Here is a 23,289-nt window from a genome sequence, read left to right as displayed (position 1 = left end):
TTTGGTCGTTGGGATATTAACATCCTGGTCGTGGAGTATGTGGGATTGATAAAAGACATGTGAATTCAATTTTATAGCGGATATATCATCGAGAAGCAAGGAATATGGAAAAACATCAAATTGCTACAGCAGCCAGGTGAGTAGGGGTATAGATTCTGGTAATTCTGGTAATGCTTGGCGAAAAGGAACAGTAAAGACACGGCATTCTAGCCCAACTTGGCTCCCTGAAAATCACAGATGTACGTAATTGGACGAAACGGTAGAAAATTAAAAGGGCTGAGAGTGACCCGACTTCGGCGAGTCTTGCCGATTGTTGGCAACCATTCTATTTCCCATTGATAAAAATAAAGTTACCATGGCATCTCTAACGATTCAAAAAAAATACACATGGACAATTAGTTTACGAAATACCTACGATGCCCTAAACGCCCTGACAATTTTTTTAAATGGTCCTAAAAAACGCTGACTTAAATAACGGCTAAATATACATTTATAAGTAAGAAAATTCTGCTGCTCTACAATCTTCTTATAAGTTCCACATTCCGTACATGGCATACCTTCTCGAGCAGGTATTTCACCAAACAGCATTTTTTTAATAATAACGACATCCTCGCTTTTCAATGCCTGACTTAGTCCATGAGTGAATGCATTTGCATTTGGTAATGGATCTGAGTTACAACTGCAAGCCAATAATCTTCCGTCCCAATTTACCACCGGACTGAACCAAAGCATTTTACAATAGTGTCCTGCTCGACCGTATTGCTGATCTAGAACTTTTCTCCAATCCTCCACCGAGGAAAAGCCCATTTTTTTGCTGACTAATTCTTCATTTATCACTGGTGAATAATCACGAGACACATTAAAAGAAAGCTGAAATCCCATATTTAATTCTTTCGCCATTCTTCTAGCAACGTCAATTTCATGTTCATTATGCCCAAATACAATAAAAGCCCATTGCAGTTTGGGAAAATTAGTATTAAATTTTTGCTTGTAATAGTTTATTTTTTTGATATTAGAAATAACCTGAGTAAAATTCCCACCCCTCCTATAAATTTTATATGTATCAACAGATGCTCCATCTATAGAAACCTTTAGGGAACTAAAACGGAATTTAACTAAATATTCAATAGTTTCCTCATTTATACAATTCAGGTTGACGCCTGTATTGGCATTAAGAGTCACATCGTTATCATAAGCATATTTAATGATTTTATTTAGGTCGGGGTTTAAAAATATTTCACCTTTGTTTGATAGCTCCACATTTTTTATATTTCTATTTTCATCTATAATTTTTTTAAAATTATCGAATGTTAAATATCCCGTACCTAATTTTTTTTTAGGATTCCATGTAGCACATACTGGACATTTTAATTGACAAAGAGTCGATGCATCAATAATGACTGTATTGAATGCATATCTATCAAAACATACTGATTTAAGCCAATTATTTACTTTAATAGCAAATGATTTATTCATACATAATCATACCTAAAGGGGGAACTCTACCCTTTTTTCATCCTCCGCCCTGAGTTACAGAACTCTGCTAAATTCTTTGTTATAATATCTGAGTTAAAGCTGGTCGCAAAACCCCCATCAGCAACTCTACACATTCATCAATGCCGCAATTGGCAGTATCAATAGTACACGCCGGGGCTAGAGGCGGTTCATAGGGCGCTGAGATCCCGGTGAAAGCCGGTATCTCACCAAGGCGGGCACGCCGGTAAAGCCCTTTGGGGTCGCGCTCTTCACATACCGGCATGGGAGTATTGACATGGATCTCAAAAAAATCGGCGGCACTGCCAATTATCGAACGTGCCATATCCCTGTCTTCACGGTAAGGTGAGATGAAAGCAGTTATTACCAGAATCCCGGCATCGTTCATCAACCGGGAAACTTCGGCAATCCGGCGAATGTTTTCGGCGCGATCTTTGGGAGAAAATCCTAAATCCCGATTAAGGCCATGACGGACATTATCGCCGTCAAGCACATAAACAGCATGACCGCAATCCAGCAATCTCCGCTCCAGCGCAAATGCAATCGTTGATTTTCCTGATCCGCTCAACCCTGTTAACCATAGGGTAGCAGGCTTTTGCTTAAAAAAGCGTACTCTATCGTCAGCAACAACCTGTCCGGCATGCCAGACAATGGACCTTTCAGCAGATGGTTTCCGTTCAGACTTCAATTCCTCGTCATAATCCGTTCGGTTGACAATCGTCGCAGCTGCCAATGTGTCGTTGGTTTGCTGCGATACAACAATAAAAGCACCCAACTTCCGATTGTTGCGATATTCATCGGCATAGAGTGGCTTTAAGAGTGAGAATCGCACACGTCCGATATCGTTCAGACCCAGCGTATCAACAGTTTCTCTATGTAACGTGTTCGGATCCACTCGGTAATGAATTTTTTCACAACGGGCCTTAATCCACTGGGAAGCATGTTTCAACCAGTATACCGTGCCCGCAGCCAATTTTTCACTGCCGGTCCAGACCAACATTGATTCCAGATCATGATACTCACGAGGTATGTTTCCAGGATGTACTATAATGCTCCCCCGACCGGCATCTACATCATCCTCAAGACAGAGAGTAACAGATTGGCCGGCAGCGGCGCTCTCAAGCTGTACCTTCATCAGCCTGATGTCGCTGATGCGGGTGCGCACTCCTGATGGCAGCACAATCACTTCATCAGAAACACGAACTATACCTGAACATACCTGTCCGCAATAACCACGGGACCCTGAGGTTTCCCGTGCAACACACTGTACTGGAAACCGAAAATCGATCAGATTGCGGTCGCCAGCAACATACACGTCCTCCAGATAGCTAAGCAGTGGTGGCCCTTTATACCAGGGCATCCCTTCACTCTGGTAAACCACATTGTCACCGGTTAGGGCAGACAGAGGGATAAATGCCAGATTTTTCAGCCCAAGACGTATAGCAAACTCGCCATATTCCTGCTCAATCGCGCGAAATGCATCCTCATTGTAATCCACCATGTCCATCTTGTTAATCGCAACAACCAGACGGGGGATTCCCAGCAGGGCGCAGATAAAGGCATGCCGCTTGGACTGCGTCAATACACCGTGCGTCGCGTCTATCAGCACAACCGCCAGATCAGTCTGTGTAGCCGCTGTAGCCATGTTGCAAGTGTACTGTTCATGTCCGGGAGCATCTCCAATAATGAAGCGACGGCGAGCAGTTGCAAAATATCGATACGCTACATCGATGGTAATACCCTGCTCCCGTTCGGCCTTCAGGCCATCGGTCAGCAGGGCAAAATCCATTGTACCAGGATTAGTTCCCGCTCTGCCCTGCAACGACTCAATATGATCGTCGTACAATCCACCGGCATCAAACAGCAAACGACCGATCAACGTAGATTTGCCGTCATCTACACTGCCGGCTGTCATGAAACGGAGAAGGTCTGGTTCGCGGAGAGTTAACTGTGACATTAAAAATATCCCTCACGCTTCTTCATCTCCATGGAGCCATCCTGATCATGATCAATAACGCGCGTTGTACGTTCTGAAAGTCGAATCCCGCAAAGCTCCGTTATGATCTCTTCAACTGTCGCAGCTGATGATTCAACTGCACCCGTGCATGGATAACAGCCCAAAGTCCGGAAACGACAGATACGACGTTCCACCCTTTCGCCAGGCAGCAAGCGGGTCAACACTCCAACCGGTATCAACTGGCCATTTCGCACAACCACCTCTCGTTCAGCAGCAAAATAGAGCGGCACCACCTGGATATGTTCACAAGCAATATAGCGCCAGATATCAAGCTCGGTCCAATTTGAAAGCGGAAACACACGCATACTTTCGCCGGCATGGATACGGCCATTGAAAAGGTCCCACATCTCGGGTCGCTGGTGCCGAGGATCCCACTGACCATGGCAATCACGAAACGAATAAATCCGCTCCTTAGCCCGTGAACGTTCCTCTTCCCGCCGCGCACCACCGATAACAGCGTCGTAACCACCCTCCTGCAGGGCATCCAGCAATCCTTTTGTCTTAAGGATACTACAGCAACGCACCGTTCCCTGATCCCAAGGATTCACAGTGTCAGACTCATCTGTCGTACTTAAAAAGACCCGCAGATCTAAGCCGGTTTCAGTAACTAGCTTGTCACGAAACGCGTACATCTCCGGAAACTTCAGAGCGGTATCTACATGCAGCAGCGGAAAAGGTACCGGTCCGGGATAAAAAGCCTTCCGGGCAAGTTGCAGAAGAACCGACGAATCCTTTCCGATGGAATACATCATCACTGGTCGTTCGAATTCGGAGGCAACTTCCCTCAAAATGTAGATCGCCTCTGCTTCTAACTCGTCCATAATTGTAAGCGAACGTTTGTCAGACATTGGCATCTTTCAAGCTAAATCGGAGAGTTTCGTTGTTCATGGCGCATCTCCCTCATCTACACTCCCTATAAATCGCAACATACACAATTACGTATGACGTGTCGCTGACAGAAACCAAGCTGATGATCTCATCAGTTCATCATAAGTGCCTTTGTTAGTTATACGTCCGTGCTCCATAATGTAAATAATGTCACAACCCTTCACCGTCGTCAGACGGTGCGCGATCGTAATTATAGTTTTTTTACCAGACAAGGTACCAAGCGCCTCCATAACCGCCTCTTCAGTAATGCCATCCAAAGCACTAGTCGCCTCATCCATTATTAAAAACGCAGGATCTTCATAAAGTGCACGGGCAATCCCGATACGTTGCCGCTGTCCGCCGCTCAACCGCACGCCACGCTCACCGATGATTGTTTCATAGCCATTAGGCAGTTTCTTTTCGACAAACACGTGCAGATTGGCTATTCGAGCAGCACGGATCACGGCCGGCATATCAATCTTCTCGTCAGGGACTCCGAAAGCGATATTTCTAGTAAGTGTGTCGTCGCAGAGGTAGATCTGCTGAGGCACGTAGCCAAAGTTGCGTTGCCATGAGGCAAGGGTTTCCCCGCTTATTTCAGTGCCATCAACAAGCAATTGCCCTGATGTTGGGGGCAGCAAACCGAGGATTATGTCAACAAGGGTCGTTTTGCCTGAGCCGGTTGCGCCAACTAAACCTATGGACGTATTTCGGGCTATTGTAATATTAACCTCATTTACAACAGGTCCCTGGTCTGCTCTGTAGCTGAAACTTACGTTTTTAAGCTCAAGAGAACTACAGAACGGAAATGGTTGCAATTCCTCACGATTTTGAAGAGCAAATTCAGGATCACAATTACTCTCGTCATCTTTCAGTTCGTGGTGCAACAATTCCAGTGTGGACAAGTACAACCGCACATTTGCAATGCCGGCAAAGATCTGTTGCAAGGCTGGGAGAATGCGGTAGCCGGCAAAGGCGTAAACAGCCAGAATTGGCACCATCTGAGTTGTCGAGTTGTTCTTTGCCCCTATGAAGTAAATTGTGATCAACAGAATGCCGCCTAACGACAACACTTCCAAAACATATTTTGGAAGCAGTGAGATTGTTCCTGCAATAACAACGTTCAATGAATGCTGCTCTGCATGCACTACAAATTTTTTCAAGAACTGGAGTTCGCGACCCAGTATTTTTATATCCTTGATGCCGCCTAGGGCCTCAGATGTGGTTTTATACTTCATGGTTTGGGCATAGACCTGTTCTTTACTGATCCTCGTCAAGATGTGCCGTACTAGTAGAAAAATTCCTGTATAGGCTCCACCAAGAAAAACGGCAATCGTTACAGCGATAAGAGGATCAATAGCCAAAAGCAGCCCCATGATAAACAAAATAACCAATCCGCACGACAATACTTGCATACCTGCAATGAAACAGCCGTCGATAGCAACTTTAACTTCAGCTAATACATTTTTTCCCATATCAGATGTGTTGCGGCTCAGAAAAAATGAATAGGGTCGCGACAAGTATTGTGCAAGAAGTCTACGAGATAGAATATAATTAAAACGATTACAGTATTTGAGGGTTGACCAGACAGTCAAGGCCTTGAAGATGTTACTGCAAATCAGCAGCACAAATAGAATTATTCCTAAAAAGAAAAGAAAATTGTGTGTGGAATCGAATTTGAAATATTGATATGTCCTTTGCATCCACGTGTTGACTCGAATTACATCAGGGTTAGAAACAACGGCCATAAATGGCATGATAGAAGCAATTCCTACCATTTCAATAAAAGACGAAATTATAGTGGCAGCAAAAATAAGATACAATTTTGCCTTTTCATTTTTTGAGAGAAGCGTGTAAAAATAACTAGTTATTTGAAACATGACTCATGGTTATTTGGCGAAATTGCAAAAGATTTGCTCTTATTTAGATCACTTGCTTCAATTACCCCTCGATAGTGCTTGGAATGCAGGTAAAACGTGAATATTTGTTTCTTTATCTCATCATATCTATTACGCAACTTGATTATTTCCCATAGTTTGCCAAATCGGGCATGCAACCGCATCTCATTCAAAGACATCTTGACTTCATGTTTTATATCAATGCGATTAATATTTTTTTTCTTAAATAATTTAAATAGATCAACCGCCCACGCGTTATGAAAATCAGGAGTGATGATAATGTTCGAATTGATATATTCTTTGTATATACTTAAGATGGCATCTGAAGCTCCCATTCCCCTACACATTTTTTTTAAATAGCCCCTATCAAGTCTGAAAGCGGGCAAATAATGATAATATAAAAGCCTATCGTCATACCAAAGCCGCCAATTATTGCATCTAAGTGCAAAGCAGAGCTCTGTATCTTCACCAGAAGTTAGATCAGTTCCATGCCTTCCAGAAAGTATAAAGTTAAAATTATTATTTATTATTTCATCCCACGCTGACTTTCTTATAGTCAAACCGGCACCCCATAGAAATCCTCTTGAATCAGGTATGTATCCGCTCGATTCTCCTTGTGGACCTACTGCATAATACCCACTATATTGTTCAAACCATAGTGGTGGATTTGATTCAAAACTTGGCAGTCCCAAACCACCGCAAGCACCAACTTCCGGATGGTTAGACATAATCTCATAAACGACATTGACCCAACTGGAACAAATCCAATTGTCATCATCTATAAAACATATATATTCGTATTGAGACTCAGCAATTCCCTTTAGCCGGGCGTTTCTGAGGCCTAACTTTTTTTCAGTGACAATTTTCGCCGCGCATTTGACATCAGCAGAAAGAAGTTGTGTGGCGGTTGCAAATGTGCCGTCGGTTGATGCATTGTCAATTATAATCAGCTCCCAAGGAATATGACTAAAAACCTTAAGCTCATTGACATGCTTCAGTGTTTGCGGCAATTTGTTCGCACTGTTGTGGCAACAGATAATGAGGCTTACGCCGTCCATGAATCCTCTTTACTTAATATAAGCAGTTGTATAATGATTACCTCTATAAAGATAAAATGGCCTTATTACTGGAAACAACAATTCGGACCATCGTTTTACTTTTCCCATAAATAAACCAACTACCAATACACTAATAATCTTTATGTTGAACATGTCAATCAACATATCGATGATTGCATAATCAAAAGAACAATAGCGCCAACCCATTCCTTCATTTTCACATCGCTTGGCCAACTCTTTCACATTATACATATGAGCATGGTACGTCTTTGCCAACGGCTGATGAATAATCTTGAAACCTTTCCCCCTTAGTTTCAGCTGAAATACCTTATCTTCATTCATATCTGCTTTGCCAATACGATTATCGGACCACACAGAGCTTCGTATTGCGCATGAAGTAAATGAAAGGCCTATTCGGTCGTTATCTCTATTCCATTTGACTGTATCCCTGGTGTAATAAAACAGGCCATTCGCATACCAGAAAAACAGTTCCTCGTCAGGGGGGACAACGTCCAAGCCTTGGACCACTGCAATTTGAGGATCATTAAAAGGCTTAACCATTAATTGCAGCCAATCATTGCCAACGGGAACAACATCCTGAGAAAGAGTTAGAATAATTTGTCCATTCGCAAGAGAAAAAGCATAATCCCTCGTAAGACCGAAGTTGAATGATTCTGGGCAGATTTCATAAAAGCGAAGATTTCGTTGTCTCATCAGTTCAATTGTGCCGTCTGTAGAACCAGAATCGACCACAATAACTTCAAAGGGAAAATTTGTATTTTGGGAAAATACGGCATCCAACGACTTCTTGAAGAGTTGGCCACCATTTTTAACTAAATACACTATTGAGACTAAAGGTTGCATATTATGAGCGGCTCATTATTTGTCTTTTCGTAGCTTAAACAGAAACCCATGTGCAAGCCGGAGAGGTTTCGTGATTTTCCAGCTCATGCTACTCAGAACTTTTTGCAGATTATAATCCACAGATTCAGTAAGAGGAAGCAGCTCTGCTATTTTTTTTTGATTGGAAACAACTAGCTCTCTTAACATATTTACTTCCTTATTGAGCTTCAACGCCCATTTAGTCCTCATATCCAAATCTTTTTTTAATCCAAGAAGTTTTGGAAGCACCTCAGGGGAGCTTGCTATCTCATCAAATCTTAAGCGGTAATCCGATAATAACGCCATTTCAAAGTCGAATAACCTAGCATAACTCAGGAACTCCTTATAATCATCCTTTATCATCCTTGCAGCATCCGGATCTAACTTACCAGACCCCGATAAAATTTCCAGAAGAACCCCATACATGCGGATTACAGGTTCCGGGGCCTTCACTTCATGAAGTTCGTCCAGTCCTGATGAACTGTGCCGCATGTCAGGTTGCAGAAAAGAGAGCATTTCGTCCCTAAGACCGGAGACATCTGCAGGCCACTCGATTCCAAGTACATCTGCACACTGTTTCAATTCTGTTTCCCAGTCATCTAGAAAACGGTCGTACGACAAGAAAACGGTATCCAGACCTTCGATCCCTTTCAGAGCAGAAAGTGTGTAATTAAACCATATCCCCATTCCCTTATCTAAGGTAAATCCGTCTCTTTTTTCCAGAGATCGTGCCACATCGAGGGGATTTCTCACCGCAAACACAACCTTAAGATCTATGTTGAGCTCCGAGAGTACGTCCTTCCAGAGTGGCAGCATCAAACATGATCGCGGATCTTTCCAGAGCCATAACGGACACCCAAAAAAGTTCTTTTTTACTAGGTTAATAAGTTCTTCTTTCAATGGACGGATTTCATCAGCCTTGTGAAAGTTTTCCGGCAGCGGAGCAGGAGACGCCCAGTCCCTCTTCAGTTCGGATAACATCCGTTCCTGTAGATAATAAATATCAGATCTTTCCCAATATCCTTTGGGGTTGTCAGGCAAAGGAATCATAAGGTCTTTTTCTTCCCCAAGATAAGCTCCCAGGAGATTAAAAGCGCGCGTTATCGTGGAGGTACCGCTCCGGTGCATACCGAGAATGCAAATTGCTGTCACTCAATCTCCTAACCAACTTAATTAATCCGAGTAATATAGAATAGTTATCGCTGCGTATTAGCACAATCTGTCTGAGAAGATTATTATTGTTTCTGTAAGGACCAAAGATGCGTATTAATCGTTACGCCAGATCATATTATATGATATTGGAGTTCCGAACTGCTCGTAATCTAATTTTATAAAACTACGCCAATTACTGTCATAAACTTTTTTTGACATTCCCCATAGATCTGGGTCAGCTATCATTTCTGATACAGAAACAGGTGGATTTATCACTGCTACTGTAGAATATAGATATTCCAAGAGCAGGTATTTACGAAATGTACCTCCTAAAATAACTCTATCGATACAATGCATCGACAGGCCGCCGGGCTTCAGTAATCGTTGGATGTCGTTACATATTGTCTTTATTACAGTCTTGTCTTCAGGTACGTGTTCCAACACAGATATACTGAATACTCCGTCGAAATATTCATCAGGCAACTCCTTAGAAAACGCACCAATATAATCTTTCACGAGCCTAAATCCATCCATTTTCTTTAATCTTTTCGATCCCCACCCTATACCCTCCAGCTTATCTAAACTCCAGAATTCATAGCGATCCTTAAGCAGGTGGATAATGCGCGATTCGCCGCCACCAATTTCAAGCAATTTAGCCCCCTGCGAAAAATTATCCAGCAAGAAGTTGTATGTCAGCATATCCTGATAAACTTTTAGTTCGTAGTCATAATGATCAACTTCAGATTGATCATTATGACTACGTAGCACATTAAAATGGCTGTTTTTAGAATAAGTGAAACGATGGAAGTTTTCCAGCGTTACTGGTATATGCTCATATTGCGGTTTCTCGCAGTAACCTTGATGCGATGGACACGATGTTCGAGGGAGAAATGGAATAATCTTGTTTAGCAGGCACCAACTGCTTTGCGACCATTGAAATATGGACATTGTAAACTCCACAGACGGAAATGAAGACAAATATCAATACCATGCTTAATGAATCAATCTTCAATTTAATAGTCTTTTAAGTGTTCAGGTTACATAGCCGAAAGCTTCCAATGCCTCATAGGCTTGGCGTTCATAGTTCTCAAACGTCTCCTGACTCAGTACGTTCTTGTATTCTCCGATATTGGTAGTTGAGATAGGAACAAACAGTTTTGAATGATGCGACATGTCTGCATAACGTGAATGAAAGTTGCGGGAATCAAGCATCTTTGGTTGAAAGGTAGTTCCTAAAAAAGAGCAGACTTTAGTAAATTGTTCACTCGGCTCCCGCACCATATCCTCATATCGAATAAGCATGTATTGAGATGGTTTTGTTTTATAGAGAGAGTTGAGATACAAGTTGGAATTCGACCAGAATCTTGGAAAATAAAGATCAAAATCAGTACCCCATCCCACTCTGTTGAGCGATACCATTACATCCCTAATATCTCTGACAATGTGTATGATCTTCATGTCAGGAGATATTCCATTCCCCTTTATTAGCATCCGCAAAAACAGCAGATCGTTTGGTGATTTATCCCCTGCGATAACTGCATTAGCTTTCCGTGAGATCGCAGCATAGAGAGAGGCGAGAATATCGGCAGGGTGATACTTACAAGAAGCAACGATTTTTAAGATATCGTTTGCGGTCAAGTATTCACCGATGCTTGTGCTGAATGCAACCGATTGTGTAATCAATTTGCCGATTATGTCTTTGCCGGTATGTGGATCACGGATACGGTCGAATATAAAGGCCATCGGGATAATGAAGTCGGTTTCATGGGGGATGACAATATCCTTGTGACTGCTCAATGACTGGGCCAACAGTGTGGTACCTGAACGTGGAGAACCGAATATAAAGAACATCGTCATTTACCTCAACATTTTTTCAATAAAGCTGCCTAACCTACCTTTGGGGGAGCCTGCCTCTCGTGGATGGAGCGAAGGTGTAGCATTCAAAAACTGTCCAAGTTCTGCCACCCAAGCTTCATCAAACCGTTTTTTGTTGAACTGCAGTGCAGTATTGGCACCTGCAATGGCCATCCGCTGTGCCTCGAGCGGGTTCGAAAACACAAAATGAACGTTATCAACAAGATTTTCTAGATCCCCATATCGTGAAACCATACAATTCGTGCCGTGCAGGGTATATACCGAACTGCCGCCTGCATCCCAGCCTACCGCTGTACATCCCGCTGCCATAGCCTCAAGCATTGGAAGGCCGAACCCCTCCATATTCGCCAAACTAAGGTAATATCGATGTCTTCCGAGGGTGCTGGCGAATTCCCTTTGATCTGACACAGGATATATTTTGAATTCAAGACGTGAATCAGGATATTTGGCAGAATACAGTGTGCTAAATCTGGAGAGTACAAGGCTGTCATTTTTATAACTGGTTATAGGGATTGATGTCTGCCGATCAGGCCATGCATCGGAGCAACTGAACCGTTCGGTGTGGATAAAAGCCGGTATAACATTTCCTGAGATGCCGTAATATTTTTCAATGAACCATTTGACCCAGTCCGAGACAAAGACATAGTGGTCAAAAAAAACATCTAGCACTCTGAACGTGCGAACATTCTGAACATAAGAAAGTTTTTTGCACGGTAATCGTAGTCCAAAACTCTGATCTGAAAACGACGGATTACAGATGAGCAGATCATCCTGTGTGACCTTTGCCTCAAAAACTGCTTGCGAGATGGTCGGAAAATCAATCGGATACGAAAACATCATTTTACCCGGATGGTTTCCAACAATCATTACTTCAAATCCAAAATATTCATACAGGATTCTTCCAATGTGGTAGGCCATATAAGTGCCACCTGCCTGAATATACCCCTTATAGATATAAATTTTCACATTATTACTCCGTTTGGCCTCCAACATCGTACGACTTCAGAATGAAGTAGCGTAAGTTGTATAGCGACAAGTCGCCGCTCACGTTGAACGTGCAAGATATCACTAGTTATCTTTGGCATATAAATTTATTGAAGTGAATATTCCATCACCGTTCATAGATTTGCATAACGTTTTTCTCTTTTCACTATACATCAGAAACACACGAACAAAGACAATATTGACCTCTATTTCAACCACTGAGCATGATAATAACGAATAGAACGCTACATGTAATTCCCGGACTGAGACGCGGTAAACGCTCAAAGATAAGTAGAGCATTAAGTCACAATCGCACTTCAATACACGCCTTTATCTGATTAAGATGAAAACGCCTGACTCTAAAACAAATACTACATCAGGAGAAAATCCTGAAACTTTTTATTAATTTAAATCTTCCACAGTTGTTTTCACTAAACGAGCTAACAATTATCTATGAGCAAAAACAATACTGCGGACGAATACACGAACACAATATCAATAAATTACTTAGGGATATGTATCTCAAACAACGGACCTATAACCAATAATATGGCTGCTATGACGTAATTTGTCATATGATTGATATAGCATACTCTGTAAAGGATGGTATGCCATGAATATGCAAGAGTTAAATAAGCAGTTTCCCGATGAGGAAACCTGCCGTCAGTACCTGGAACGGATGATATGGCCGTCAGGCCGAATCTGCCCCCATTGTGATGGTATGAAGTCCTGGAACTTATCATTAGAAGACCGCGTTCGGGACTGTATGAATGTGCTGCCTGTGGCAAGCAATTCACCGTCACTGCAAAGACTCCGCTTCACACACCAAGTTGCCGCTGAGGACTTGGTTGATGGCCATGTACTTCATGATCAATTCCAGCAAGGGGATTTCATCTGTATTCCTTGCTAAGTGGATCGGCGCATCCCAGAAGACAGCCTGAAAAGTCGGGCATGCTGTTCGGGCAATCATGGCCTCACATGCAGATGCCATGCCTGGCCTTACCGGGACAGTTGAGCTTGACGAGAAGTATCTCAGGCGTCAAGCCGCGATACCAGAAAGACGTCAACTACAAACGAGGTAGAAGCACCAATAAATCCTGTGTTTTCCGTTACTGCAAGCCGTGCCGGACACGTACGGGCAAGCGTTGCAGCAAACGACACCAACTCAGAGATCACTCCACTAGTTTGCCGGTTCGTAGACCACACGGCTGATCTTATGAGTGACCATCATACCGAGTACCCGAAGATAGCTGAATTATGCCAGTCAAGCATCAGTTAACCATGGAGCCAAGGAGTTTGTGATCGGCGACGTCCACAACAACAAAGCAGAGTCATTCAACGCCATACTCGCACGGACGAAATGGGGAGTATTTCACTCCCTAAGCAAACAACACCTTCAGAGATACGTCAACGAGGTAGTCTTTCGCTGGAACCATCGTGAACCGGCAAAAGAAATATTAAGGAACGGCATCAATAGAATCATTTACAAGGCACAGCCGATTCTTGAGCAACTTCAATCTCTACTCAGGTATGCGACCGGAACTCAACTCAGAAGATCCATGCTTTGGAGTCTAATGCTAGGTGTTTTTTTGATTTGACATCTCCAAGAATATCTGTGCAGAGGGGATAGGCAAATATTGCGAAGTTTGAATATTCTCCTGCCTTTCCACCACCCGTTCGTAGATTATTAATGAATGGTGTTCTGTGATAATGGCCTTAACGATTCGATATATGTTTTGCCTTTGTTTTCTATTCAGTATCCGAAATAAAAAAAACGACTGCATATAAAGCAGTCGTTTTTTTATAGCAATGAAACTTGTTTTAATCAGGGGATACGTACCATCACTACACCGGCAGGCGTTCTATAGATTGTCCCCAGAGGCAAAGCTGCAGCAGCAGTATTATCAGCAAATACGGGGAGATTAGGTGCATTTACGAGTCCGGCGAAGAGGTTTGTATCATTTATTCCTTCCTGATATACACCCCAACCATTTGTGACTCCCGCTTGCTTTTGCGGCTTTATGCTTACTCCATAGGCGTTGGCCATAACCCCCGTACCAGAGACAGAAGGTGCGGCAGCCCTAATGGCCGCTGCACTCGTAACATTTCCAGTTCCCTGTAGATTGGTGTTTGCTACGAGCCCGATAATGTTCGATGCAGTGTTGGTTCCTCTGTGCTGAACCATGAAGTTTCCTGCAGCCATTGCTCCAGTTATTGGATCGGTAACGGTCGAATCACTTCTGGCGATCAATCTAAAAGTGTTAAAGTTATTAGATATAGCAGCTCCACCATTATTGTACTTGATCAGAAATGAGTAGTTTGCAGCCTGAATAGCACCCGCTGGCGGGGTACCAGTTGTAGTGGTAACATCAAGACCCATACCCGCAGCCTGATTATTACCAAGTATATCATTCAGAACCGGGGTATCCGTCGCAACTACATGAAGTGAACCACCAGTAGGTGTTGCGGTACCAACGCCAGTCAACCCGGTATCATGAACAACGAACTTGTCAACTGCACCTGAATTCTGCACTGCAAACATCGTTGCTGCTTGTGCCGAGCCTGCCAGCGCTACGGCCAATACTCCTGCCATTAACAATACGATTTTTTTCATAATTACTTCCTCCTTGTTTGTTTTTTCTCTGTTTAACCCTACAAAACCGTAGGGGGCTGATTACGTTGTTTTTTTTATTTTCCAAATCCAGCATCGACGCAAACTGATTTTAAGATAATACTCATGCGAGATAATAACTATGCTGTATTATAAAAGCAATAGAAAAATATGCAAGCTATGATGCCAAAAATATTTAACTGGCAACATTTTTTTGACATGTCAATTCTCGCGAATTGGCGTATCAGCTGTCGCATCGATACATGCATAGATATTACTTAAAAACAACCGCCCACTCAACAAACAACCAATACAATCGCGCTATCCAAATTCATTGCCGGTTTTTCTCTACAGGGGAGCTGTTCCGTGGATAACGATAACTTCTGCAATAATGATACCGAGTTTCCACGTTGACAATTTGGCTGTTTCATAGATTGAATTATACTAATTAACATATTTGTTTACTATACACCAACAACAAATAAGTCTCAATAAATGAGTTCAACTGAGCTGGGCTGCTCACTGCGTAGAAATATTATAATTGACATGTTGCCACATTTCTTACTATACCTACCGATAGGTAAGTTACACTATGGAGAAACCATGAAGAAGGATTCCAACACACCATTCCCGGCTCCGGAAGCCCGTGAACGCCTACTATGCGCTGCCCTGGAACAGTTCACACAGCGCGGCTATGCGGCATCATCGGTACGCGAGATATGTCAGGCTGCCTCTGTTACCAAACCGGTGCTCTATTATTATTTCAAGAGCAAGGAAGGGCTCTACCTGCACTTGATGGAGGAGTCCTACCACCAGTTTGAATCTACTGTGGCTGACTTGAGCAGCTTTTCCGGCAGCATCCGACAGCGTGTTATTCATTTCTGTCATGGTGTTTTCGATACAAGTATTCAGCAGCTGTCTCTTGTAAAGCTGATGTATTCAATCTACTACGGCGCACCACAGGGCGCTCCGGCCTTTGATCTGGAACAGTATTACGACCGGATACTGCAGGTCATCTCCGGGCTGATTGAGGAAGGCATCGCATCGGGTGAACTCCGACCAGGTAATGTCAATGATATGGTCTGGACTGCGCTGGCTTGCCTGAGCATTGCCATCGAGGAGCAGCTCTGTCATTGCACTCCCCGCATTGACCGGGCTTCCATAAGCAGAATGCTGGACATTGTATTTGACGGCATGGAGGTCCGTTGATTTTTCAGCAAATTCAGATCAGAAACACCGCTGAAAGAGTCTTTGGCAGTGACTCCGAGATTAGAACTATTTTTATCAGATTGGATAACGATGAGGTTTGCAATGAATCGGACCCTAGCAAAAATATTGACACTATCGATAACATTCATCAGCTTGAGCGCCTGCTCGCGGAGTGATGCCACCAAAACACCGGCACATTCCGTCAAACCACCAGTCGCTGTTGAAACACTGACTGCAGCCAGCGCCAACCTGACCGACAGCATCGAGGTCACAGGGAGCCTGGAGCCCAAGTTTTCCGTGGATATCAAGACCCAGATCCCCGGCCTGGTAAAGCAGGTGTTCGTGACCGAGTGGGTGCGGGTCAGGAAGGGGCAGGCCCTGGCCCGGATCGACGTAGCTGAATCCGAGGCCATGGTTAAACGTGCCGAGGCCGGTGTCGAATCGGCAAAGGCCAATCGGGCTCAGGCGAGTGTGGTAGCCAACCGGGCGGATCGGGAACTGGCCCGCATGCTCAAGCTGAAAGAATCGGGGCTGGCCACGCAGCAGGCCGTGGATGACGCCCGTTCTGAAGCAGAGGCTGCAAAAACGAGGGTTGCGGCGACTCAGGCCCAGATCAGTGCGGCCGAGGGGGATGTCCATCAGACCAGGGCACGGCAGGCTAAAGGTGCGGTGACGTCACCCATCGATGGTGTCGTGGCAATGCGCGACGTCAATGTCGGCGATCTGGCAAGTGATGCCGCCGCCGGCAAACCGATATTCCGCATCGTGGACAACCACCTGCTCAATCTGACCGTGACGGTCTCATCGGCAGACTCTGCCAGGATCAAGACCGGGCAGCCGGTCGAGTTCTCAGTGGACGCTCAACCGGGCCGGACCTTTACCGGAAAGGTCATGTTCATCAATCCCGAACTGAGCGCGGCCGACCGCTCTCTGAAGGTCATTGCCGAAGTGCAGAATGTGCCGGAAACCCTCAAGGGCGGGCTGTTTGCCAAAGGACGCATCATCACCGGCACACGGGGTGACGTGCTGCAGATCCCGAGAAGCGCTATAAACAGATTCGACCTGGCGGCCCGCAAAGGCAGCCTGTATGTTGTTGATAACGGCCTTGCCCGCATCCGGGAGATAACCACCGGCAGCGTCAACGGAGATAAGGTAGAAATAATTACCGGACTGAAGAAAGGCGAACGGTACGTTGTTCGCGGCGGTTTCAGCCTCAAGGATGGTGATCGGGTCAGCACGACCCCCGTGAATGACCCGAAACAGCCACAATGACCACGCAGGAGGAACCAAGATGGACACATCCTATCGTATGAAAATGGCTGTATGCATGGCCCTTTTTGTTTTCTCCCTGCAGATATGCGGCTGCCAGCAGAAAGCGCAGGCGCCTCCGCCCGCAGAAGAAAAAAGCGAGGCCCAACTGGACCTGGAATACCGCGCCCTCCTGGCTGAAGCCGGCCTGAACAGCGGAGAGCCACCGGCACCTCCGAAAAAGATTGAATTGCCACAGTACGGCCCCCTGCTTCTGGCGGCTGCCGCTCACGGAAGCACGGAGATGCTGATCCGTTTGCTGGAAGTGCGCAATGACATCAGCCTGAATGACAAATATGATGGCCGTACCCTGCTGCACGCGGCCGCCGCCAGCCTGCATGCGACCAACTGCAATCTCCTGCTGGAGCGCGGCCTGGACCTGAACGCCCAGGACAATCTGGGACGCACCCCGCTCCATCTGGCAGTTGCCCAGACACAGGGGGACGTGCTGGCCCGCCTGCTGCTCTCGCGCGGTGCGGCTGTTGACCTCCGCGACGAGCAGGGCATGACGCCGCTTCTGTCTGCTGTTCCTGCCAGCATCAAGCTGCTGGCCGACAAGGGGGCCAGCCTGACTGCCCAGGATGCAAACGGAAATACTGCTCTGCACTGGGCTGTCTATCGCAAAGGCTATGAAGCCGGCAGACTGCTGATTTCTCTCGGCGCACCGCTGGACAGTCAGAACAGCACCGGCAGGACACCGCTCCACCAGGCCGTTGAAATCAAGGACCGCCAGATGGTGGAACTGCTGCTCAAGGCGGGCGCGAACCCGGACAGTCCCGACAGCAGCGGCGTTACTCCCCGCCAATCGGCCGAGAAATCCGCCAACAAGGCCATGATTGGCCTATTCACACCACAGGCAGGTAATGACAAAGGAACCCGGCCGCAATGATCCTCTCCAACACATCCATCAAACGCCCCATCTTTGCCACGGTCATGATCCTGGCACTGGTGGTGCTGGGCATATTCTCCTACCGCCGCCTTTCGGTCGAGATGTTCCCCAATGTGGAATTCCCGGTGGTTTCGGTCGTCACCGTCTTTGCCGGTGCATCGCCCGAAACGGTCGAGCGCGAACTCTCCAAACGCATCGAAGAAGCGGTCAACCAGGTGGCCGGGGTCAAACACGTCTTCTCCACCTCCCGCGAGGGCGTTTCCACGGTGGTCGTCGAATTCCGCCTGGAGGAGAAGGTCAATGACGCGGCCCAGGAGGTCCGGGCCAAGGTTGCCTCGATCAGGGGCGTCCTGCCGACCGGCATCGAAGAGCCGATCATCCAGAAGCTTGATTTCAATGCCGCCCCGGTGGCCGCCCTGGCGGTACAGTCCGGCACCCTGACTCCCCGCGAACTGACCACGCTGGTGGAGAAGAAAGTCAAGAAGCGCTTTGAAAGCGTGGCCGGAGTGGGCAAGGTAGACATGGTCGGCGGCCGGAAACGCGAGATCAATGTCGATCTCGATCCGGTCCGTCTGGATAGCCTGGGTATGGGTGTCAATGATGTGGTCAACGGCATCAAATCCGAGAACACCAATACTCCTTTAGGCCGCATCACCCGGGGACAGGCCGAATACCCTCTGCGGATCGAAGGCAAGCCGGAACAGGCCGAACAGTACCGCCAGATGACCATCACCCAGCGCGGCGGACGTCCAATCACCCTGGGCGAGGTTGCCCAGGTCAGCGACGGTGTCGAGGAAAAGCGCAAGCTGGCCCTGGTTAACGGTCAGCCGGCCATCGGCCTGGATATCTACAAACAGTCCGGCGGCAACCAGGTGGAGCTGGTTGATACGGTCAAGCGGGTGATGACTAAGGTACAGAAAGAGATGCCGCCCGGGGTGACGATTTCCCTGGTGCGTGACGGATCAATCATGACCCGAGAGTCTCTGGCCGACGTCAAGGAAACCCTGATCATCGGCGGTATCCTGACGGTACTGATCGTATTCTGCTTCATCAATTCCTGGCGTTCCACCGTCATCACTGGCGTGACCCTGCCCATATCGGTCATCTCCTCCTTTATCATCATGAATGCCCTGGGCATGACCCTCAACGTCATGACCCTGATGGCCCTCTCCCTGGCCATCGGCATGCTGATCGACGATGCCATTGTGGTGCGCGAGAATATCGTACGCCATCTGGAAATGGGCAAGGACCATATGGAGGCCTCCCGCTTCGGCACCTCCGAGATCGGCCTGGCGGTCTTTGCCACCACCATGTCGATCGTGGCGGTCTTCGTGCCGGTGGCCTTCATGAAGGGCATCGTCGGGCGGTTCTTTTACCAGTTCGGCATCAGCGTGGCCTTTGCCGTACTGGTGTCGCTCTTCGTTTCCTTCACCCTTGATCCGATGCTCTCCTCCCGCTGGCACGACCCTTCCATCCATCTGCAGGGCAGGCGCAAAGGCATTGCCCGCTGGCTGGAGACCTTCAACAGCTGGTTCGACCGGACCGCCGACCGATACCGCGGCGCGGTCGCCTGGGCCCTGGACCACCGCACAACCGTCATGACCATGGCCGTGGCCTCTTTCGTAGCCGGCATCATGATCTTCGGGACCCTGGAGTCATCCTTTATGGCCCCTGAGGACAAAGGCGAATTCCAGATCGCCTTCAAAACAGCGCCGGAGGCCTCCATGGCGGAGACAGAAGGCCGGATGAAGGCGGTGCTGGCAGCGGTCCAAGCCGCACCGGAGGTCGACCATACCTACGGCACCATTGGGGCCGGGGACAGCGGCACGGTGCGTGACGGCCTGCTGTATGTCAAACTCAAGGATCGTAACGAGCGGAACAAGAATCAGTTCGTCCTACAGCGCGAAGTGCGTGAGCGGCTCCGCCAGGTGGCCGGCATCACCTTCTCCATTGAAGAGGTCGGTCAGATCGGCGGGGCGCAGAAGCCGCTCAATGTCAATCTCAAGGGGGATGACCTGACGGTCCTCAAACAGCTTGGTGCCCGCCTGAAGGAGGAACTGTACAAGGTGCCGGGCATTGTTGATCTTTCCATGACCCTGGAAAACGATATCCCGGAATACCGCATGCGGGTTGACCGTGCCAAAGCCCTGTCTGCCGGCGTGACTACCAATGACATTGTCGGCGCCGTCGGACGGCTGGTGGGGGGTGAAGCCATCTCGACCTACGAGGACGAGGACGGCGATGCCGTGGATGTGCGGGTACGGCTGCCGGAACAGTTACGCCAGAATCAGTCGCAAGTCCAGGACCTGAAGATTTCCGTACCAGACGGCAACGGCGGGGTTAAACTTATCCAGCTCTCCAGCCTGACCACCACGGTGGTGGCCGCTTCTCCCACCGAGATCAACCGCCGCGACCTGGCCCGCCAGGTAACGATCAGCGCCAACCTCGACCAACTGCCGGTCGGCACGGCGGCCAAGCATGTCGAAGCGGCTGCGAAACGGATCAACATGCCGCCCGGCTATGCCGTCAATCTGTCGGGCGAGGCCGAGGATATGGCTGAATCCTTTGGCTACATGGGGGAATCGCTGCTGCTGGCCGTACTGTTCGTCTACCTGATCCTGGCGGCCCAGTTCGAATCGTTCTTTGAGCCGTTGGCTATCATGCTGTCGCTGCCGCTCTCGATTGTCGGTATGGCCGGCATGCTCAAACTGACCGGCGATACGATCAACATCATGTCCCTGATCGGCCTGATCATGCTGATGGGGCTGGTCACCAAGAACGCCATCCTGCTGGTTGATTATGCCAAGGTCCTGCAGAGCCGCGACAACATGAATCGTCGGGAGGCGGTCATCCTGGCCGGCCGCACCCGTTTGCGGCCGATCATCATGACCACCCTGGCCATGATCTTCGGCATGCTGCCGCTCTTCCTGGGCCTCGGCGCCGGTGCCGAAGGGCGCGCACCCATGGCCCGCGCCGTAGTGGGTGGCCTGATCACCTCCACCTTCCTGACTCTGCTGGTGGTACCGGTCATGTACACCCTGATGGATGATTTGGGTGGCTGGTTGAAGCGGAAGTGGAGGAAAGCAGCATGAAAACCAGATTTATTTACCGCAGAGGACACAGAGGATCACAGAGAAACAACGAACGATCTTTTTACGTTCACCCCACTGAAAATAGGCAATGTAAACCGGACATTAGTATGATGAAGATAACGGCATATAAAATTCTGCTCAAAATCCTCTGCGTCCTCTGCGTCCTCTGCGGTGAAAGGATTTCCATCGCCGCCGAGACCCGCACCCTGACGCTCGACCAGGCCCTTTCCATTGCCATGGAGAAAAACCGCGATATCGAGAAGGCCCGGGAATACGCCAAGTACGTACAGGGTAGATACATCGAGGAGCGCTCGGCAGCGCTGCCCCAACTGTCTCTGAACGCCGCCGCCTCTGTAGCCAGGGATGAAAGCCAGGGCCTGTTCGGCACCGTGTCCCGCCAGTTCAGCCGCACGGCTGATATCAGCCTTTCCCAGCCTCTCTATACCTGGGGCAAAATCGGCGCGGCCATCAGGGCGGCAGAAGTGGGGCTGAAGACAGCCGATGAGCAGCTGCGTCTGTATCGCCAGGCGACCTACCGCGATGTCTCGACCGCATTTTACGACATCCTGCTGACCAGGGAACTGTACCGGCTGGCCGGAGAGAACCTGGCCCAGAAAATACGCCACCAGGAAGAGACCAGGCGCAGGTTTGCCATCGGTGTTGCGACTGATTATGACGTTCTGGCCGCAGATGTTGCCGTCGAGAATGCGCGTCCCGAGGTCATTCGCAGCGAGAACAGCATTCGTACGGCCCGGGAGCGGTTGCGCTTTCTGCTGTCTCTGGAAGAAGCGGACCTGGACGTGAACGGGTCTCTGGACGCAGTCCCTGAACAACCGACAACGTATCAGGCTGCGCTTGAGTCTGCCCGCACGCATCGTCCGGAGCTGAGCGATGCCAAACTGCGTATCGGCATCTACGACGAGCTGATTACCATTGCAACTGCGGACAACAAACCGCGTCTGGACCTGAAAGCTTCGGCCGGCTGGCACTGGCTGGATGTGAACAGTGCGGGTACAACACTCAACGATAACGGTGCGGCCTGGAATGCGGGGGTTTTCCTGACATTTCCCTTTTTCGACGGTCTGAAGACCAGCGGCAGGGTGATCCAGGCCAGAAGCGACCTGCGGACCCGGCAGATAGAGGAATCCAGGCTGTTGGATTCAGTCGCGCTGGAAGTGCGGGATGCGGGGAATGCGGTCAGAGAGGCGGCCGAGATCGTTCAGGCCCTGTCCGGCACGGTCAGGCAGGCTGAACGTCTGGTGCAGATGGCTGAGAAGGGTTACGAGTTCGGCGTAAAAATCAGGCTTGAAGTGGATGACGCCCAGTTGAACCTGGTGCAGGCCAGAAGCAATCTGGCCCGGGCCCAGCGCGACTACCGGGTGGCGCAGGTCAATCTCCTGTGGGCCATGGGTGTGGCGGGGGAATAATACTATAATTCATTTACCTCGCTGCACTGAGAGAAGGCGGTTATCTGATGACCTGCCGCCCGCAACTCACCCACCACCAGTTCAGCCAAACCTGGCAGCTTACCCGCCAACAGCGGCGACAACTCCACACCCGCATCATAGGATTGAGGTATTATGCCGAACAGTGACACCTGTTCAGGGGTCCTGCCGCGCAGGTCCGAGAGCGTCAGCACCTCCTGGATGCCGATCTGGTGCGGCGACATCTTGATCGGCAGCCTACCCAGCAGGAACTGCTCCTTCTCAAATCGCACGACATCTCCCGGTTCCCCCGGGACATCCACCACGTCGATCAAAAAGACCCGGTCCGCCTCCTCCAGCAGGTGGGTGACCATGATCCCCAAGGTACCGCCGTCGTAGAGCTCCACGTCTTCCTGAAACACGTAGTGCTTTTCAAGATACTTGATGAAATGAACGCCGAATCCTTCGTCCGAACAGAGCAGGTTGCCTGCGCCGAATATGAGTGTTTGCATGTTTGAAATCCTTTTCA

At 48.1% G+C, this 23,289-nt stretch carries 17 protein-coding genes and 1 pseudogene; 6 read left to right on the top strand and 12 right to left on the bottom strand.

What is annotated here, in order from left to right; all coding sequences use genetic code 11:
- Positions 1 to 411: 411 nt before the first annotated feature.
- From ACOCF6_RS13990 to ACOCF6_RS13945, 10 genes are all read right to left on the bottom strand, one after another.
- Entirely contained in the window at positions 412 to 1,476 is a 1,065-nt protein-coding gene (locus ACOCF6_RS13990; protein ID WP_482460947.1) for a radical SAM protein, read from the bottom strand.
- A gap of 79 nt (positions 1,477 to 1,555) precedes the next feature.
- Positions 1,556 to 3,451 carry an adenylyl-sulfate kinase gene (gene cysC, locus ACOCF6_RS13985; RefSeq protein WP_482460946.1) on the bottom strand — a complete coding sequence of 632 codons (1,896 nt, stop codon included), beginning with the start codon at positions 3,449 to 3,451 and terminating at the stop codon, positions 1,556 to 1,558.
- Positions 3,451 to 4,359, bottom strand: a complete 909-nt coding sequence (cysD, locus tag ACOCF6_RS13980; protein WP_482460945.1) for a sulfate adenylyltransferase subunit CysD — start codon at positions 4,357 to 4,359, stop codon at positions 3,451 to 3,453. Before cysD ends, cysC begins: the two co-directional genes overlap by 1 nt.
- Before the next feature lie 87 nt (positions 4,360 to 4,446).
- Positions 4,447 to 6,258, bottom strand: coding sequence for an ABC transporter ATP-binding protein (locus tag ACOCF6_RS13975; protein ID WP_482460944.1), 1,812 nt, complete (start codon positions 6,256 to 6,258; stop codon positions 4,447 to 4,449).
- On the bottom strand, positions 6,246 to 7,334 hold the full coding sequence (locus ACOCF6_RS13970; protein WP_482460943.1) for a glycosyltransferase: 1,089 nt from the start codon (positions 7,332 to 7,334) through the stop codon (positions 6,246 to 6,248). Before ACOCF6_RS13970 ends, ACOCF6_RS13975 begins: the two co-directional genes overlap by 13 nt.
- Positions 7,335 to 7,343: 9 nt before the next feature.
- Complete coding sequence (locus ACOCF6_RS13965; RefSeq protein ID WP_482460942.1) at positions 7,344 to 8,198, bottom strand: glycosyltransferase family 2 protein; 855 nt, start codon at positions 8,196 to 8,198, stop codon at positions 7,344 to 7,346.
- Positions 8,199 to 8,213: 15 nt separating this feature from the next.
- A complete protein-coding gene (locus tag ACOCF6_RS13960) occupies positions 8,214 to 9,368 on the bottom strand; it encodes a sulfotransferase family protein (RefSeq protein WP_482460941.1) in 1,155 nt (384 codons plus the stop codon).
- A gap of 114 nt (positions 9,369 to 9,482) precedes the next feature.
- Entirely contained in the window at positions 9,483 to 10,316 is an 834-nt protein-coding gene (locus ACOCF6_RS13955) for a class I SAM-dependent methyltransferase (RefSeq protein ID WP_482460940.1), read from the bottom strand.
- Positions 10,317 to 10,400: 84 nt separating this feature from the next.
- Positions 10,401 to 11,225: a sulfotransferase family protein gene (locus tag ACOCF6_RS13950; RefSeq protein WP_482460939.1), complete on the bottom strand. Its 825-nt coding sequence runs from the start codon at positions 11,223 to 11,225 to the stop codon at positions 10,401 to 10,403.
- Positions 11,226 to 12,209 carry a glycosyltransferase gene (locus ACOCF6_RS13945; protein ID WP_482460938.1) on the bottom strand — a complete coding sequence of 328 codons (984 nt, stop codon included), beginning with the start codon at positions 12,207 to 12,209 and terminating at the stop codon, positions 11,226 to 11,228.
- A 631-nt stretch (positions 12,210 to 12,840) separates the two neighbouring features.
- Between ACOCF6_RS13945 and ACOCF6_RS13940 the strand changes: the two are divergent.
- A pseudogene (locus ACOCF6_RS13940) lies at positions 12,841 to 13,825 on the top strand (IS1595 family transposase).
- A gap of 227 nt (positions 13,826 to 14,052) precedes the next feature.
- Here the strand turns inward: ACOCF6_RS13940 and ACOCF6_RS13935 are convergent.
- Positions 14,053 to 14,841, bottom strand: a complete 789-nt coding sequence (locus tag ACOCF6_RS13935; RefSeq protein WP_482460937.1) for a hypothetical protein — start codon at positions 14,839 to 14,841, stop codon at positions 14,053 to 14,055.
- Between the two features lie 600 nt (positions 14,842 to 15,441).
- Here ACOCF6_RS13935 and ACOCF6_RS13930 point away from each other — a divergent pair.
- The 5 genes from ACOCF6_RS13930 to ACOCF6_RS13910 all read left to right on the top strand — a co-directional run bounded on the left by ACOCF6_RS13930 (position 15,442) and on the right by ACOCF6_RS13910 (position 22,763).
- Positions 15,442 to 16,047, top strand: coding sequence for a TetR/AcrR family transcriptional regulator (locus tag ACOCF6_RS13930; protein ID WP_482460936.1), 606 nt, complete (start codon positions 15,442 to 15,444; stop codon positions 16,045 to 16,047).
- Between the two features lie 102 nt (positions 16,048 to 16,149).
- The gene (locus ACOCF6_RS13925) at positions 16,150 to 17,319 is read left to right on the top strand and encodes an efflux RND transporter periplasmic adaptor subunit (RefSeq protein WP_482460935.1); all 1,170 of its coding nucleotides are present in this window, start codon (positions 16,150 to 16,152) and stop codon (positions 17,317 to 17,319) included.
- A gap of 19 nt (positions 17,320 to 17,338) precedes the next feature.
- Complete coding sequence (locus ACOCF6_RS13920; RefSeq protein WP_482460934.1) at positions 17,339 to 18,244, top strand: ankyrin repeat domain-containing protein; 906 nt, start codon at positions 17,339 to 17,341, stop codon at positions 18,242 to 18,244.
- Entirely contained in the window at positions 18,241 to 21,336 is a 3,096-nt protein-coding gene (locus ACOCF6_RS13915) for an efflux RND transporter permease subunit (RefSeq protein ID WP_482460933.1), read from the top strand. The genes ACOCF6_RS13920 and ACOCF6_RS13915 overlap by 4 nt, the downstream gene beginning before the upstream one ends.
- Positions 21,337 to 21,443: 107 nt before the next feature.
- Complete coding sequence (locus ACOCF6_RS13910; protein WP_482460932.1) at positions 21,444 to 22,763, top strand: TolC family protein; 1,320 nt, start codon at positions 21,444 to 21,446, stop codon at positions 22,761 to 22,763.
- 2 nt (positions 22,764 to 22,765) lie between these two features.
- Here the strand turns inward: ACOCF6_RS13910 and ACOCF6_RS13905 are convergent, their stop codons facing one another.
- Entirely contained in the window at positions 22,766 to 23,272 is a 507-nt protein-coding gene (locus ACOCF6_RS13905; protein ID WP_482460931.1) for a HyaD/HybD family hydrogenase maturation endopeptidase, read from the bottom strand.
- Between the last annotated feature and the right edge of the window lie 17 nt (positions 23,273 to 23,289).

Source organism: Geobacter psychrophilus, assembly GCF_056821595.1.
Note: the sequence above shows the minus strand (reverse complement) of the source record. Positions and strands in the feature narration are given on the sequence as shown.

Bases quoted from the DNA above. Each gene is read 5' to 3' on its own strand.
- ACOCF6_RS13990 (WP_482460947.1), bottom strand. From the start codon at position 1,476: ATGAATAAATCATTTGCTATTAAAGTAAATAATTGGCTTAAATCAGTA.
- cysC (WP_482460946.1), bottom strand. From the start codon at position 3,451: ATGTCACAGTTAACTCTCCGCGAACCAGACCTTCTCCGTTTCATGACA.
- cysD (WP_482460945.1), bottom strand. From the start codon at position 4,359: ATGTCTGACAAACGTTCGCTTACAATTATGGACGAGTTAGAAGCAGAG.
- ACOCF6_RS13975 (WP_482460944.1), bottom strand. From the start codon at position 6,258: ATGTTTCAAATAACTAGTTATTTTTACACGCTTCTCTCAAAAAATGAA.
- ACOCF6_RS13970 (WP_482460943.1), bottom strand. From the start codon at position 7,334: ATGGACGGCGTAAGCCTCATTATCTGTTGCCACAACAGTGCGAACAAA.
- ACOCF6_RS13965 (WP_482460942.1), bottom strand. From the start codon at position 8,198: ATGCAACCTTTAGTCTCAATAGTGTATTTAGTTAAAAATGGTGGCCAA.
- ACOCF6_RS13955 (WP_482460940.1), bottom strand. From the start codon at position 10,316: ATGTCCATATTTCAATGGTCGCAAAGCAGTTGGTGCCTGCTAAACAAG.
- ACOCF6_RS13950 (WP_482460939.1), bottom strand. From the start codon at position 11,225: ATGACGATGTTCTTTATATTCGGTTCTCCACGTTCAGGTACCACACTG.
- ACOCF6_RS13935 (WP_482460937.1), bottom strand. From the start codon at position 14,841: ATGAAAAAAATCGTATTGTTAATGGCAGGAGTATTGGCCGTAGCGCTG.
- ACOCF6_RS13930 (WP_482460936.1), top strand. From the start codon at position 15,442: ATGAAGAAGGATTCCAACACACCATTCCCGGCTCCGGAAGCCCGTGAA.
- ACOCF6_RS13925 (WP_482460935.1), top strand. From the start codon at position 16,150: ATGAATCGGACCCTAGCAAAAATATTGACACTATCGATAACATTCATC.
- ACOCF6_RS13920 (WP_482460934.1), top strand. From the start codon at position 17,339: ATGGACACATCCTATCGTATGAAAATGGCTGTATGCATGGCCCTTTTT.
- ACOCF6_RS13915 (WP_482460933.1), top strand. From the start codon at position 18,241: ATGATCCTCTCCAACACATCCATCAAACGCCCCATCTTTGCCACGGTC.
- ACOCF6_RS13910 (WP_482460932.1), top strand. From the start codon at position 21,444: ATGATGAAGATAACGGCATATAAAATTCTGCTCAAAATCCTCTGCGTC.
- ACOCF6_RS13905 (WP_482460931.1), bottom strand. From the start codon at position 23,272: ATGCAAACACTCATATTCGGCGCAGGCAACCTGCTCTGTTCGGACGAA.